Here is a 14,701-nt window from a genome sequence, read left to right as displayed (position 1 = left end):
GAATTAAACAGGCTGAATCCGTTAAAAGTTTGACAATTTCTTTTTAACCTTATTCATTTTTAGTAAATTTGTCAACCTTTAACGATTAAAATAAAATAATAAAAATAATATGAATCTTCACGAGTATCAATCAAAAGAGATTTTATCAAAGTACGGAGTGGCTATCCAACGCGGTTTCGTAGCAAACAACGTAGACGAAGCTGTAGCGGCTGCTGAAAGACTGACTGCTGAAACAGGAGCTCAGGGATGGGTGGTAAAGGCACAGATCCACGCAGGTGGCCGTGGTAAAGGCGGCGGTGTAAAGTTCTCCCCGAATATGGATAAGCTTAAAGAAAACGCTCAGAACATTATCGGGATGCAGCTGATCACTCCACAGACTTCTGCTGAAGGTAAACTGGTAAATTCCGTATTGGTTGCAGAGGATGTATATTATCCGGGAGAAACTGAAACTAAAGAATTTTACGTTTCTATTCTTTTAGACAGAGCTGAAGGTAAAAATACCATCGTATATTCTACGGAAGGCGGTATGGATATTGAGCATGTTGCTGAGGTAACCCCTCATTTGATCCATAAGGAAATCATTGATCCTGCTTTAGGCCTTCAGGGGTTCCAGGCAAGAAAAATCGCTTTCAACCTGGGTCTTGAAGGAAACGCTTTTAAAGAATTTACAAAATTCATTGTCTCTTTATATAACGCTTATACAGGCATTGATGCTTCTCTTTTTGAGATCAATCCTGTATTGAAGACTTCAGATAATAAAATCATTGCCGTTGATGCCAAAGTAACACTGGATGACAATTCATTGTTCCGTCACAAAGACCTGGCTGAATTAAGGGATACGAGAGAAGAAGATCCTATGGATGTAGAAGCGGGCGATGCAGGTCTTAACTTCGTTAAATTAGACGGTAACGTTGCCTGTATGGTAAACGGTGCCGGTCTTGCAATGGCAACCATGGATATCATCAAATTATCCGGTGGTAACCCGGCGAACTTCCTGGACGTTGGTGGTACTGCCGATGCTGCAAGAGTACAGACTGCTTTCGGGATTATCCTGAGAGATCCTAACGTAAAAGCAATCCTGATCAATATCTTCGGAGGTATCGTAAGATGTGACAGGGTAGCACAAGGGGTTGTAGACGCTTACAAAGCAATGGGAAGCCTTCCGGTTCCGTTGATCGTAAGACTACAGGGAACCAATGCTGTTGAGGCTAAAAGATTAATTGACGAGTCAGGTCTTCCTGTACATTCTGCCATTACTTTAGAAGAAGCAGCCAACAAAGTAAAAGAAGTTTTAGCCTAAGACTAAAACCTGATCTATATTTAAACCGTTTCATTTTTTGAGACGGTTTTTTGTTTTAGACATAAATAATTTTTAAATTAAATTCTTTATAAACTCAGATAAGACCGAATCCTGTATCTTTAAATAATTAGGTAATAAGCTTGCGAACACCACAAAATTTAAACGGAACTATAAATAACAGCCGATGAAAAATATTCAGATCCCGAATGCGTGTTCAGAAAACTGGAGAATAATGTCTCTTCAGGAAAAAGGAAGGTTTTGCTCTGCCTGCAGCAAATGTGTCATAGACTTTAGTGACAAACACCCGGAGGAAATTCAGCAGATTTCATTGAAAAAAGAAATGAGAATGAAACCATCTGCGGAAGATTCCATATCCATCAATTGCATAGTCGTGATAAGTCTGAGCAGTTAGAAGCACGGTTTCTCGCCGGTATTCCTGAAAATTTCCGGAGTAACAGAATAACAGCAGTTATTTTATTATTGATTTTTTTTACAGGCTGTTCAAAGCAGAAAGAAGCCTGTGCAACCACCGGAAGTGTTAAGGTAACGGAAACAGAGACAGAGACAGAGACAGAGACAGATCAGATTGAAAATCAAAATTTTGTAATGGGCGAGATGGTAATGCCTGAAAATGATTCCATAGCTGAAATTTGCAAACCGGAAAGCAATGCCGTGAAATATCGTCATTAAAAAGATAGCTGTTTCAAAACCGGGTATGTTTTATGTTAAAAAAAACTGATGCATTTTAAAATTCCCTATTTTTACAAAAAGGGATTTTAAATGAGAGGCATACTGTATTTTTTTCTGTTGATACTCCTTAATTGCCAGTCTCAGGTTGCCGGCAGCAAAACCATGCCTGCGGGTAAAGAAATTCCATTTGAAGACAAATACCATTATCCTTTTAACTTAACCCGGAAAGAATTCCTGATCATCAGTTCCCAGAAAACGATGGATGAGGTTTTTAATCTGATTCATAAGAAAAATGTCGGGAACAGGTTTTCTCCGATTCCTGCAGTCAGCGAAAATGAGACTTACCTCATCATAAAGCCTGAACTGAAAAATTCCAATGATGTTTCCGTTGATTCGGTAAGCATAGATCATGATACCCTCTACATAAAAATATCGGCATTTGATAATCCGGATTTTGACAGGGACAGCCGGGTCCCGCCTAATATTTTCCTGAAACTGACAGGTCATGTTAATTTTAAAAACGTCATCACAATATATTAACGATAAATAATTTCATGAAAACAAAAACATTTATTCTCTCGTGCCTGCTCATGGCAGCCCACGGCTTCGGCCAGCAAAACTACTGGTCTAAACTGAAAGACGACAGGACCGTAAAAGAAAACCTTCAGCCAAGATGGACGGTTCCAAAAACTTTTTCCCTGTACCAACTGGATCTGGAAAAAATTAAAGCTGACCTTAAAAATGCTCCGCAGCGTTTTTCCACGGACGAAAGCCTGGTCATTAAATTTCCTGATGCAGACGGGAATATAAGAAATTATATTATTCAGGAAGCATCTGTGATGGAGCCGGAACTGCAGGCAAAATTCTCGGAAATCCGTTCGTATACAGGCTGGCAGAAAGGGCATCCGGAAAATACCATCCGTTTCAGCATTACCCCGGAAAACGGGATCAGCATTATGTATTTTGATCAGTGGGAAGTAAGCTATCTTGACCGTTATGCCAAAGACAACTCATCTTTCATGATCTACAAGAGAAAAGACCTGCCGGAAAACAACAGGCTTTTTGAGTGCCATATAGAAGACGCCCTGGATCAGATGAAAAATAGCGGTGAGGCAGGCAAAGCACCGTTGGTTTCAGACGGATTATTCAGGACCTACAGGCTGGCACTGTCTGCGACAGGAGAGTATACTTCTTTTCACGGCGGAACCGTAGCTGGGGCGATGGCTGCAATGGCTACTACCATGGCGCGGGTTAACGGAATTTATGAAAAAACAATCTCCACAACCATGGTCATGGTGGCCAACAATAACCTTCTCGTTCATGTAAATGCTGCTTCAGACCCTTTCACTAACGGAAATCCGGGAGCGATGATCAATGAGAACCAGACCAGTGTTACCTCAATTATCGGATCTGCCAACTACGATATCGGTCACGTTTTCGGAACCAACAGCGGCGGACTGGCGGGATTAGGCGTGGTTTGTATTTCCGGCAGCAAAGCCAGGGGAGTAACCGGTTCCGGTGCCCCTGTGGGAGATCCTTTTGATATCGATTACGTTGCCCATGAAATCGGGCACCAGTTCGGAGCCAACCATACCTTCAGGGCGGCCACATCTTCCTGTCAGGGCAATGCCAATAACAATACAGCTTTTGAGCCCGGCAGCGGAAGCACCATTATGGCGTATGCAGGGATCTGCGGAGCCAATAATAATGTGAAAAACACAAGTGATGCTTATTTTCATGCAGCCAGCGTGATAGAAATGTACAATGTCCTGAAAAGAGCGAATGACTGTTCTGTTAAAAACAGTAATGGTAATTCAGTGCCTGCAGCAGATGCGGGACCGGACTACAGCATCCCGAAAGGTACTGCTTTTGTCCTGACAGGGACCGGTACCGATCCGGACGGGGATTCGCTGACCTATTTATGGGAGCAGTATGATAATACCAACAGTACACAGCCTCCGCTTTCCACAGCCACAGCCGGGCCTGTTTACCGCTCATTCACTCCGACAGCTTCTCCGTCAAGGTATTTCCCGATGCTGAGTTCTGTAGTAGCGAACAATCTGGTTCCGAAATGGGAAGTAACCCCGGCTGTGGCAAGAACACTGAATTTCTCTCTTGTTGTTAATGATAATAAAGCAACCGGCAATCAGGCTGCAAGAGATGCGATGGTGGTAAATGTTACCGATGACGGGCCTTTTACAGTAACATCACAGGCAGCAGGCGGAGCTGTACTGAACGGCGGTTCCGCTGTACCGGTAACCTGGAATGTTGCCGGGACCAATGTACCGCCTGTCAATACACAGAATGTAACGGTTTTACTGTCTAAAGACGGCGGACTTACATTCCCTACGGTTCTGGCAGCAAGTGTTCCTAATACCGGATCGGCTACTGTAACACTTCCGAATGAAAATGTGGCTTCTGCAAGAATTATGGTAAAAGCTGCGGATAATATTTATTATGCACTTAACTCTTCAGGTTTTGCAATTACACAGGTGGTACTCGCAACTGCTGAAACAAATGTGAAGAGTTTTTCAATCTATCCGAATCCGTCTCATGATACAGTGAATATTGTATTAAAGAATGCTTCGCAAAAAGCAGGTTATACCTTGTTTGATGCTTCAGGAAGATTAATCACAAACGGGAACTTCACAGGTGAAACAAAGATAAAAGTTAACGGACTGCTGAACGGAAACTATATTATTTCAGTGGTTCTTGACAACGGAGAACGTTTTTCTGAAAAACTGATGATTAAAAAATAGAAACCCGCTATACCCTGAATAAAATCAGCCTCGTGTTATGAGGCTGATTTTTTATTTTTAATTATTCTGGTTGTTGTTTAAAAGTGCATCGGCATTTCCGCCGGCAATGCTTATGCTGGTAGGGGTGACCAGCTGAATCCCATCTTTGTCCAGACGTTCTTTTATTTTGAGGAAAGCGTCATTCTTCAGGAACCCCATGTTGGCGCCCGGTTCCATCCAGAATTTTACCTGAAGATTAAATACCCCCTGTTTTAAATCGGTGAAGATAACCTCAGCAGTATCCAGCTTGTCTACATGATCCAGATCTTTAAGGACATCCATCACACCTTCACGGGCTTTGCTGATGTTCTCATCAGCAGGGATTTCGAAATTTAAAAAAATCTTCCGTTGTGGCGAGGCTGTAATGTTTGAAAACGGAGCGTTAAAAATAACCTGGTTCGGGATGTACACTTTTTTCCCGTCATCCGTAATTATTTTTGTCGTCAAGAAACCGATTTCCATGACCGTCCCGGAATTATTTCCGATCGAAATGTAATCCCCGACTTTAAATGCCTTATCAATCCCGATCAGCATCCCTGAAAATATACTTGATACCAGATCTTTCAGGGCAACCCCGGCAATGACCCCCGCCACGCCCAGACTTCCGATGAATTTCCAGAGAAATCCGCTGAATCCCATAATCTCAAGCGCAATAAAGCTCCCCATAATCATGATGAGGAACCTGAAAACACTGATCAGGGTAACCAAAGAGCTTTCCTTTTTGCTTTTGGGGAAAAATTTATGAAAGAGCTTAACGGCAAAAAGGCTCAAATACTTGCTGGTAAACAGGAACAAAGAAAATACGGCAATGCCGACAATCAGTTTCGGGGTAATTTGTGCAAATTTCACATACCAGTTCTCCAGGACATTGTACACAACATCAATATAGCTTAGGCCTTTTTTCTCCATAAATATAAATTTTAAATGAAAGGTATAATTTTTCAGCAAAAATTTTGCCAGTTCCAAAAACTCTACTAAATTTGTAGACTAATAAGAACAAAATATTATGTCAATCAAACTAGGAGATACAGCACCGGATTTCAAAGCAGAAACGTCTTTGGGAGACCTCCGTTTTTATGATTACCTGGGAGATTCCTGGGGGATCCTCTTTTCACACCCTGCAGACTATACGCCGGTGTGCACTACCGAACTGGGGTACACTTCAAAGCTCACCGCAGAATTTGATAAAAGAGGGACGAAAGTCTTAGCCTTAAGTGTAGACGGGGTAGAAGACCATCAGAACTGGATCCGTGATATTAATGAAACCCAGGATACTGAAGTGAAGTTTCCTATCATTGCAGATAAAGACAGGAAAGTTTCTGAGCTGTATGATTTTATTCATCCCAATGCTTCTGCAACCGCAACCGTCCGCTCTCTCCTGATTATTGACCCTGATAAAAAAGTAAGGCTGATCATTACTTATCCTGCTTCTACCGGAAGAAACTTTAATGAAATCCTGCGGGTGCTGGATGCGCTTCAGTTAGCCGACTCCTATAAAGTAGCAACCCCCGCTAACTGGGAAAACGGCGATGATGTTATTGTGCCGCCTACCATTTCTACAGAAGATGCCAAGGGAATATTTCCTAAAGGGGTTACGGAAATAAAGCCGTACCTGAGGTATACACCCCAGCCGAATACATGATTATGAGATTATTTGATTTTTTATAGTTTAGTTTTAATTTGAAAATCGCCGCAGAAATTCTGCGGCGATTTTAATGTAATGTAATACGTGATATGATGTGTGTGAAGTGATTTATTGTTTTACGTCGTTTACAACATCTCTTCCTTTAGAAGTAGGAATAAAGATACTGAAACCTACGTTGAATGTAATATTAGAGTTCAGACCCTCGCTTCCGAATCCTGCCTGACCTACATATTTAACCAAACCTTCTACACCGATGTTAGGCGTAATAAAGTAAGAATATCCAGGACCAACACCGAAATCAAGACCGCTGGTAGAGTTTCCGTTTTCAACAGAAGATCCTCCAACACCTAAATTTCCTTCGAAGAACCAACGTCCGTGGTTTAACAAGTTATCCACACCTTTTTCACCTGGTGAAAGATAATAACGGCCTAAGCCTCCTACTGCATAGTCAAATCTTGTAGGGCTTCCGTTGGTTACTTTGCTCACTCCTAAATTTACATAACCTCCGACAGCTACGTTATCTTCAATAAAATATGCTGCTTTCGGCTGGATTGCGATATTATATCCACCACCTGTGTTTAATCCGAAGTTACTGGATAAAAGGCTGCTTCCTACCATCCAGTTGCCTCTTTGGATTTGAGCATTAGCAGTTGTCGCTAAGCCTGCAACGGCTAATATTCCTGATAAAATTAACTTTTTCATAATTTATAATTTAATATTTAATGCTTAATTATTTGTGCTATCAGAAAAACAATAAATGTGCCAGAATGTTCCATCCACAGTGAAATTTAAAAGAAGGAACCTAATAACAATGCTTATTATCTGAAATTTTGTGGTAGCCCACAGCAGAGGATTTTATATAAAAAGCATAATCAGCGCTGCTACGAGCCCGGCAGCAGTAAATATCATTCCGCGCTTAAAGGCTTTGGTTTTAGGATTAAACATCCAGAAACTTGAAATCACGAAAAAGAAAAGGGCAACGCCAAAAAAAGTATTTAAGGGGGAAAGCGTATCTTTTGACTGGGATTTATGTAGCTTCGTCATTTTATCCAATACAAACGGAAGCTCTTTCTTGGCATATTTAGCTTCTCCTGTAGCAGCATTGTATGTTCCCTGCTTGAATTTCAGGACAGATCCGTCCGTTTTCTCAACTTCTAAATTTTTTATTTTCAGTTCCTTTCCCAATTCTTTTTCAGAAAGGTTTCTGCCGATTGTCTTTTCATATTTTTTCTCTTTTTTCAGGAAATCGGTATCCCGGTACACCAGCAAAACACCGCTTACAGCATAAACGGCCATAATCCCTGCCAGGAAATACCCCAGGTAGCGGTGTGTGATTCTCATAAAGCTTCTCGTGTCTTTGATCTTGTCCATATCGTATCGTTGTTGTTTGTTTAAATTTCAAAAGTGGAAACTGCAAAAATGCAATTCCCACTTTGATTATAGAAATTTTTGATATTAAATTTTTTACAGCTTGTAAGTCAGCGTAACGTAATAATTTCGCGGCGTAATCGGGTTTACGGAATAATTCTCATGAACATTGTAGTTTTCCGTATCAAATAAGTTTCCTACTCTTGCCTGGATCATGAATTTTTTCCATTCGTAACCTACCGATAGGGTAACAGTGGTGTAATCTTCCAGTTCAAAAATCCTGCTTACCCCTTTTCTGGCCTGTAAACTGTTGGCTCCCGTTTTGGTATCATTCCATCCGGCTAATCTTTTTCCGATAAAATAAGCTCCGGCTCCCACTTTTAATCCGGGAACATATTTCGTGAATTTATAGAATACCGATGCATTGGCCGTAGTGGCAGGTGTCCTTACAAGCCTCTGTTCCTCTACATACCCGAAATTTTCAGGGGTATCCAGATATACGGAATTATTATAGGAGAACCCTCCGATAACGGATAAGTTTTCCGTCGGGTTTCCTGTAATATCAAGTTCCACTCCGCGGCTCCTCATTTTTCCTGCAAAATCTTTGATCAGGCCGGTAGTATCTAGAAGGTTTCCTTTGTCATCCAAGGCATTCTGGTAATAATTCCTATAAAGGATCTGATATGCTGTCACATTGATGGCCAGAGCACTGTTCCACAGGTTTTTCTTAATACCTACTTCATACTGGTCAATATTTGTAGGTGTCAGGCCTTCATCACTGCCCCTCAGTCTTCCGACATTTGCGACAAATGAATTGGTATAGGTGGCGAAGGCAGAGAAATTATCATCAGGCATATACACCAGGCCTACTTTTGGCGAAACAGCCTGGTCTGATGATGAAGAATTGTCTACCAGTTTTTTGTTGGTTACAGAATTAGGATCAACTTTTCCTGCTGCAACAGTTTTAAAAGTTGTCCTTATGGTCGGCATATTTTCGATATATGACCAACGTAAGCCGGCAATCACTTTGAATTCTTTGGTAAGGCTCACAAAATCCTGTGCATACACCCCGATTCTTCTTGTATTGACCCTGTTTTTTTCCAGCTTTTCTGCATCAGGCATTGCCCCGCCGGCCCAGGTAGAAGGATCATCAAGATATAGGAGGCCTGAACCTCCGTTGGTTCCGTAAAAATAGGCGTTGCCGAAGGTTTTATTGTCAGCGGGGTTATAATAGGTATAACCGTCTGCCACACCGTAATCGGCATCGGTCCCGATTAATACTTTATGGTTGATTTTCCCTGTATTGAATTCTCCGTTAAGGTTTACCTGTGCCGAAGTATAGTTCTGCTCGTTATAGGTTCTGTTCAGCGGCCTGTTCCATGAAAGTCGGGTAGGGAACTTTTTATCATATCCCCACTGTACACGCTCTGTAGAAAAATAATCTTTTGTATAATTCTGATAGGATGCAGTGGCATTCAGGGTCCATTTATCATTAATCTGATGATTGAACGTAACATTTGTGGTTACTTGTTCCACATCCTGGAACTGCCAGTCCGTTCCTAAATAGGCATTTCTCGGAAGAAGCTTATTGAGTTCATAAGTCAGGCCGTCCTCTTTTGTAATGGCCCCGATTCCAAAGTCCGGGGTAAAATTGTTTTTAAGGTAATCTGCCTCTACGATCAATTGGGATTTCGGACCTAAATTAAAGACGAATGACGGGTTGAAGTAATATTTTTCAGACTGTACCACATCTCTGAAACTTTCGGCATATTCATAAGTGCCGTTTACCCTGAATGCAACGCTTTTAGATAACGGACCATAAAAATCCACTGTCGGTTTGTATGAGTTCCAGCTGCCTGCATTCATCCCCACGCTCCCTCCGAAGTTGAAACGGGGCTTTTTGGTAATCATATTAATTACACCTCCTGCCGCAGTATTTCCGTAAAGCATGGCATTGGCACCTTTCAGGACTTCCACTCTTTCCAGTCCGGTCACCTCCGGAAAAACACCGCTGTTAACCCTTGATCCGTTTTTGAAAATATTATCATTTCCTAAAATAAAACCCCGTCCTCCAAAGCTGTCCTGGGAATTGCCCCTTGATGAAGTAACATACATACCATTCACATTCTGCAAAACATCACTCAGCTGCTTGGCCTGCTGCTGCTCAATAATTTCATGGGTAACAATTGCTATGGGCTGCGGTGTTTCCATCACCGTAAGGTTGGATTTTGTAGATAACGGCTTTGCTTTGTTGGGGTTGCCGGTTTTGTGAAGGTTGACATCTTCAATCGTCTGGATCTTAATGGTGTCAGAATCAGTGTTTTTCATCTGTGCACCTACAGAAACGGCTGTGAATAACAATCCTAAGGCTATTAGATTTTTTTTCATTCGTGCATGTTATTTAGAGTGGTTTTAAATAAAGCACAAAAGTATATTATTATTTAGAACTAATAAAAATTAATAAATGATATTTATCATCTGCTGTGAAATTTTACTTTGCCTTTGGTGAATGGATTGCAGGCTTTTATCAATAACTTTGTTAAAAATAATTGTATGCAACTGATCAAAACAGGGCTTTGCGCCTTTGGCATGAGCGGAAAGATTTTTCACGCTCCATTCCTGAAAGAACATCCGGGATTTTTTTTATCATCCATTGTGGAAAGAAGCAGGGAGGATTCTAAAGAAAAATATCCGGATGCAGTTATTTACCGCTCGGTAGAAGATATGCTGGAAAATGCAGATATCGACCTGGTGGTAGTCAATACACCGGTTCAGACCCATTTCCAGTATACCAGAATGGCACTTGAAGCCGGAAAGAATGTTATTGTTGAAAAACCTTTTACCGTCAATGTATCCGAAGCGGAAGAACTGGTACAGCTTGCCGAAGAAAAAGGGCTGTTCCTCAGTGTTTACCAAAACAGGAGGTTTGACCGGGATTATCTGCAGGTCCAGAAAATCATGAGCGAAGGCTATCTGGGCATGCTTAAGGAAGCGGAAATCCGTTTTGACAGGTTCCGGACAGAGCCCAGCGGAAAAGACCATAAAGAAAATCCTGAAGCCGCAGGCTCAGGGTCTCTGCATGACCTGGGTTCGCATCTGGTAGACCAGGCGGTACAGTACTTCGGGTTTCCGGAAAAACTTTTTGCCGATGTATTTTCCATGAAGGGACAGGAATTTGCCAATGACTATTTTGAAATTATTTTATATTATCCCGACAGCCTCAGGGTACGCTTAAAATCTTCTGTTTTTACCAAAGAGGCACATTACGCATATGCTGTTCACGGGGAAAAGGGAAGCTTCCTTCAGGAAAGGACAGATAATCAGGAAAACGAACTGGTTTCCGGCACTGTTCCTGTATACGGTCAGGACTGGACTTTGCCGTTAAAAGAAACAGATGGGGTCCTTAATTTTCTAAACGATCAGAAAGAAACAGAACGCATGCTTACTGCAAGCGAGCCCGGAAATTATATGAACTATTATCAGCAGGTGTACGAATTTATGGTCTTCGGATATGCACTGCCTTCTCCCGCAGAAGAAATCATCAAAAATATGAGGATTATTGATGCGGCCATGGAAAGTGCAAGACAAGGACGGATCATTGAGTTTCCTGAACTGTAATATAAGAAGTTATAAGCTATAAGCTTAGAGTTATAAGTTATAAGTTGCTGAAATTACAACTTATAACTCATAACTTATAAATTTTTATCCCATAAGTTCCTGCAGCTCCAGCCATCTCAGCTCATGGTTTTCCAGTGTTCCGGAAAGCGTTTCAAGTTCTGCAGAAAGTTTTGAAATTTTATCGTAATCAGTTTCATTGTTCAGCTGCTCTAATATGGCTGCTCTTTTTTCTTCAAATTCAGGGATTTGTTTTTCAATCGTTTCCAGTTCACGCTGTTCCTTGAAAGAAAGCTTTTTCTTTGGATCCTGTAGCTTTGCGATGGGTGCATCAGTAACAGCAACAGGTATTTCAGCTTTTTGCACGGCTGCAGGTTTTGGATTCTTTTCTTCCAGCTTCAGATTTTCGCGGTATTCCGAAAAATTCCCTACAAAATCTTTGATTTTCCCTTCGCCTTCAAATGCCAGAATATGATCAACAATCCGGTCCATAAAATACCTGTCGTGGGATACGATAATCAGGCTTCCTTGAAAGTTCAGTAAAAAATTTTCCAGAACCGTCAATGTCGGAAGGTCCAAATCATTCGTAGGCTCATCAAAAATCAGAAAGTTTGGGTTCTGGTATAAGATGTACATCAGATGCAGCCTTCTTTTTTCGCCACCCGAAAGTTTAGAAATCGGAGAATACTGCGTTTGGTCGTCGAATAAGAATAACCTTAAAAACTGTGATGCAGAAATGGTTCTGCCGTTGGCCAGAGGGAAGTTTTCAGAAATTTCTTTGATGAAATCAATTACTCTTTCATCTTCCTTGTATTTAAGTCCTTTCTGAGAAAAATACCCGAATTTGATGGTTTCTCCCGTTTCAATTTCTCCGGAATCTTTCGGTTCAAATCCTTGAATGATATTCAGTAAAGTTGATTTTCCTGCCCCGTTTTTCCCTACAATGCCTACTTTCTCACCCCGTTGAAATGAATAACTGAAATCTTTAAGCAATAATTTATCTCCATAACTTTTAGAAATGTCTTTCAGCTCAAGAATTTTGTTGCCCAGCCTCTTCATTTCAAAATCAAGCTCAAGAGATTCTTTCCGGGTGTCGGTTTTGGCTATTTTTTCAGTTTCGTAAAAGTCCTCCTGCCTGGATTTTGATTTGGTGGTCCTTGCCTTGGGCTGTCTCCGCATCCATTCCAGTTCCTTTCTGTAGAGGTTGTTGGCTTTATCGATCGTCGAATTCATATTGTCTTCACGGATCATCTTGTTTTCAAGATACGTTGCGTAAGACCCGTTATGAAAATACAGGTTCTGATCTTCCATCTCCCATATAATTCCACAAACTGCATCCAGGAAATAACGGTCGTGTGTTACAAGAAGAAGTGTGATTTTAGCTTTATTCAGATAATTTTCAAGCCATTCTACCATTTCCACATCAAGGTGGTTGGTAGGCTCATCCATAATGAGCAAAGTGTGGCGGTGTTCCGCTCTGGTTTCCGTTAGCAGTTTTGCCAGGGCTACACGTTTGATCTGTCCGCCGGAAAGCATTCCCATTTTCGCATCAAGATCTGTAATTTTCAGCTGAGAGAGTATTTGGGTCATCTCGTTTTCAAGATCCCATGCTTTATGAATTTCCATTTCAGCCAAAGCCTGTTCCATAAAATCATGATCGTCTGACAACAGGGATTTATGATAGTTTTTCAGTGCCCTGATCGGGGCAGAATCTAAAGTCATCATAAATTCTTCAATGGTCAGGTCAGATTCAAAATCAATTTCCTGATCGAATAATACCACCTGAATATCTTTATTGATAGTCACGGTTCCGCTGTCTGCAATTTCTTTTCCCATTAAAATTTTCAGGAGCGTAGATTTTCCGCTCCCGTTTTTGGCAACGATGGCAATTTTATCGCCTTCATTCACATGAAAGGAAATATTTTTAAACAAAACTTTGATGCCGTAAGATTTGGTGAGATTTTCTGCAGAAACGTAATTCATTGAAATTTAATGATTTGATTTGAAACTTAAATTGAGCTGCAAAAGTACGAAAATGTAGCAAGAAAAAATCTTAAGATTGTCATTGTGATCATTCCGTGCGTTAAATAATTTTAAAGATCCGCGAGATAAAGCTATTTTTGCGTACCCTTTATGTCATACCATTTACAAATATACCTTGCATCCTCTGATCTGCCGGAAAACTGGAATTCTGTGATAGGAAACCATAACATTATGCTTTCCGAAGAATACTTTAAGGTTTTAGATGCTTCCGGCCCTCAAAACATGGAATGTTATTTCATGGCTTTTTTCCGGGACGGACAGCTTGTGGGCGGAGCCTTATTTCAATACCTGAATTTTATCAGTCACCAGACTTTTCAGAAAAACGAAGCATTATATAATATCAGGAATTTCTTTGCGCGCCTGTTCAGTAAAGATCTGATGATTTTAGGGAATAACATGCTGACGGGACAGAACGGGTTTTATTTTGATGCTTCCGTGATGGCGGTAGAAGAAATTATGCCCCTCCTCCATAAAGCCGTGTTGAAAATGCAGAAGGAAATCAGGAAAACTTCTCTGATTATCTATAAAGATTACCAACCGAATTCTGTGGCGTATTTTCAGGGTAAGAATTACAGAAAATACCTTAGGTTTTCTGTACAGCCGAATATGATGCTTAAGCTTAGGGAAAGCTGGACGGGCTTTGAGGATTATATGGACAGTTTTTCTAAAAAATACAGGGCCAGGGCCAGGTCGGCGAAGAAAAAGATGTCCGGTATTGAGAAAGCTGAATTAACTCTTAACCAAATAAAGGTTTACCGGAAACAGATCCATCTTCTGTATCAGAATGTGGCTGAAAACGCATCCTTCAATACGTTTTTCTTAGGAGAAGGCCATTTTGAAAGCATGAAGGAGAACCTGGAGGAGAACTTCAGGTTCTTCGGATACTTTTCAGGTGAAAAGCTGATTGGCTTTTATACATTGATCTTAAATAATGATGATATTGATACCTATTTTTTAGGCTATGACAAAAACTGCCAGAAGGAAAATCAGCTGTATCTGAATATGCTTCTGGATATGGTGGAATTCGGCATCAGCAACCGCTTTTCAAGGATCATTTTCGGAAGGACCGCTTTGGAAATCAAATCAACGATCGGAGCGGAACCCACTGAAATTTTCGGACTGATGAGACACCGCAATCCCCTGATCAATTATTTTATGAAGCATATATTCTCCTCTGTCGCTCCTACAACAGAGTGGATTCAGAGAAAACCTTTTAAATAATAACCAAATGCTGACTGCTGT

General features: G+C 41.0%; 13 protein-coding genes. 8 read left to right on the top strand and 5 right to left on the bottom strand.

The genetic code is table 11. The features are described 5' to 3' along the window. Positions 1-109 precede the first annotated feature (109 nt). The 5 genes from sucC to SD427_RS15690 all read left to right on the top strand — a co-directional run bounded on the left by sucC (position 110) and on the right by SD427_RS15690 (position 4,749). The gene (sucC, locus tag SD427_RS15710; protein WP_320558740.1) at positions 110-1,300 is read left to right on the top strand and encodes an ADP-forming succinate--CoA ligase subunit beta; all 1,191 of its coding nucleotides are present in this window, start codon (positions 110-112) and stop codon (positions 1,298-1,300) included. Between the two features lie 184 nt (positions 1,301-1,484). Next, complete coding sequence (locus SD427_RS15705; protein WP_320558739.1) at positions 1,485-1,712, top strand: hypothetical protein; 228 nt, start codon at positions 1,485-1,487, stop codon at positions 1,710-1,712. Positions 1,713-1,780: 68 nt separating this feature from the next. Then, a complete protein-coding gene (locus tag SD427_RS15700; protein ID WP_320558738.1) occupies positions 1,781-1,990 on the top strand; it encodes a hypothetical protein in 210 nt (69 codons plus the stop codon). Positions 1,991-2,080: 90 nt separating this feature from the next. Next, a complete protein-coding gene (locus tag SD427_RS15695; protein WP_320558737.1) occupies positions 2,081-2,530 on the top strand; it encodes a hypothetical protein in 450 nt (149 codons plus the stop codon). A gap of 14 nt (positions 2,531-2,544) precedes the next feature. Continuing rightward, a complete protein-coding gene (locus SD427_RS15690; RefSeq protein ID WP_320558736.1) occupies positions 2,545-4,749 on the top strand; it encodes a reprolysin-like metallopeptidase in 2,205 nt (734 codons plus the stop codon). A gap of 57 nt (positions 4,750-4,806) precedes the next feature. On the opposite strand, the gene SD427_RS15685 is transcribed toward SD427_RS15690, so the two are convergent. Beyond that, positions 4,807-5,697 (bottom strand): mechanosensitive ion channel family protein, encoded by an 891-nt coding sequence (locus SD427_RS15685; RefSeq protein ID WP_320558735.1) that lies wholly within the window; start codon positions 5,695-5,697, stop codon positions 4,807-4,809. Positions 5,698-5,794: 97 nt separating this feature from the next. Here SD427_RS15685 and SD427_RS15680 point away from each other — a divergent pair, with 97 nt between their 5' ends. Next, positions 5,795-6,430 carry a peroxiredoxin gene (locus SD427_RS15680; protein WP_320558734.1) on the top strand — a complete coding sequence of 212 codons (636 nt, stop codon included), beginning with the start codon at positions 5,795-5,797 and terminating at the stop codon, positions 6,428-6,430. A 111-nt stretch (positions 6,431-6,541) separates the two neighbouring features. Here the strand turns inward: SD427_RS15680 and SD427_RS15675 are convergent, their stop codons facing one another. The 3 genes from SD427_RS15675 to SD427_RS15665 form a co-directional block, all read right to left on the bottom strand. Next, positions 6,542-7,135, bottom strand: a complete 594-nt coding sequence (locus SD427_RS15675) for a hypothetical protein (protein ID WP_320558733.1) — start codon at positions 7,133-7,135, stop codon at positions 6,542-6,544. A 153-nt stretch (positions 7,136-7,288) separates the two neighbouring features. Beyond that, positions 7,289-7,804, bottom strand: a complete 516-nt coding sequence (locus tag SD427_RS15670; protein WP_320558732.1) for a PepSY domain-containing protein — start codon at positions 7,802-7,804, stop codon at positions 7,289-7,291. A gap of 93 nt (positions 7,805-7,897) precedes the next feature. Next, complete coding sequence (locus SD427_RS15665) at positions 7,898-10,189, bottom strand: TonB-dependent receptor (protein ID WP_320558731.1); 2,292 nt, start codon at positions 10,187-10,189, stop codon at positions 7,898-7,900. A gap of 165 nt (positions 10,190-10,354) precedes the next feature. On the opposite strand from SD427_RS15665, the gene SD427_RS15660 reads away from it, so the two are divergent. Next, complete coding sequence (locus SD427_RS15660) at positions 10,355-11,419, top strand: Gfo/Idh/MocA family oxidoreductase (protein WP_320558730.1); 1,065 nt, start codon at positions 10,355-10,357, stop codon at positions 11,417-11,419. 84 nt (positions 11,420-11,503) lie between these two features. Here SD427_RS15660 and SD427_RS15655 read toward each other — a convergent pair whose 3' ends face one another. After that, on the bottom strand, positions 11,504-13,399 hold the full coding sequence (locus tag SD427_RS15655; protein ID WP_320558729.1) for an ABC-F family ATP-binding cassette domain-containing protein: 1,896 nt from the start codon (positions 13,397-13,399) through the stop codon (positions 11,504-11,506). 210 nt (positions 13,400-13,609) lie between these two features. Here SD427_RS15655 and SD427_RS15650 point away from each other — a divergent pair, with 210 nt between their 5' ends. After that, on the top strand, positions 13,610-14,680 hold the full coding sequence (locus SD427_RS15650) for an 8-amino-7-oxononanoate synthase (protein WP_320558728.1): 1,071 nt from the start codon (positions 13,610-13,612) through the stop codon (positions 14,678-14,680). The last annotated feature ends 21 nt before the right edge of the window (positions 14,681-14,701 follow it).

The sequence above is a fragment of the Chryseobacterium sp. JJR-5R genome, assembly GCF_034047335.1.
In the GTDB taxonomy this organism is placed as follows: domain Bacteria; phylum Bacteroidota; class Bacteroidia; order Flavobacteriales; family Weeksellaceae; genus Chryseobacterium.
This window is presented reverse-complemented; position numbering and strand designations above follow the sequence as displayed.

Coding starts and splice junctions, on each gene's coding strand:
- SD427_RS15660 (WP_320558730.1), top strand. CDS start 10,355: ATGCAACTGATCAAAACAGGGCTTTGCGCCTTTGGCATGAGCGGAAAG.
- SD427_RS15665 (WP_320558731.1), bottom strand. CDS start 10,189: ATGAAAAAAAATCTAATAGCCTTAGGATTGTTATTCACAGCCGTTTCT.
- SD427_RS15685 (WP_320558735.1), bottom strand. CDS start 5,697: ATGGAGAAAAAAGGCCTAAGCTATATTGATGTTGTGTACAATGTCCTG.
- SD427_RS15695 (WP_320558737.1), top strand. CDS start 2,081: ATGAGAGGCATACTGTATTTTTTTCTGTTGATACTCCTTAATTGCCAG.
- SD427_RS15680 (WP_320558734.1), top strand. CDS start 5,795: ATGTCAATCAAACTAGGAGATACAGCACCGGATTTCAAAGCAGAAACG.
- SD427_RS15690 (WP_320558736.1), top strand. CDS start 2,545: ATGAAAACAAAAACATTTATTCTCTCGTGCCTGCTCATGGCAGCCCAC.
- SD427_RS15675 (WP_320558733.1), bottom strand. CDS start 7,135: ATGAAAAAGTTAATTTTATCAGGAATATTAGCCGTTGCAGGCTTAGCG.
- SD427_RS15655 (WP_320558729.1), bottom strand. CDS start 13,399: ATGAATTACGTTTCTGCAGAAAATCTCACCAAATCTTACGGCATCAAA.
- sucC (WP_320558740.1), top strand. CDS start 110: ATGAATCTTCACGAGTATCAATCAAAAGAGATTTTATCAAAGTACGGA.
- SD427_RS15670 (WP_320558732.1), bottom strand. CDS start 7,804: ATGGACAAGATCAAAGACACGAGAAGCTTTATGAGAATCACACACCGC.
- SD427_RS15705 (WP_320558739.1), top strand. CDS start 1,485: ATGAAAAATATTCAGATCCCGAATGCGTGTTCAGAAAACTGGAGAATA.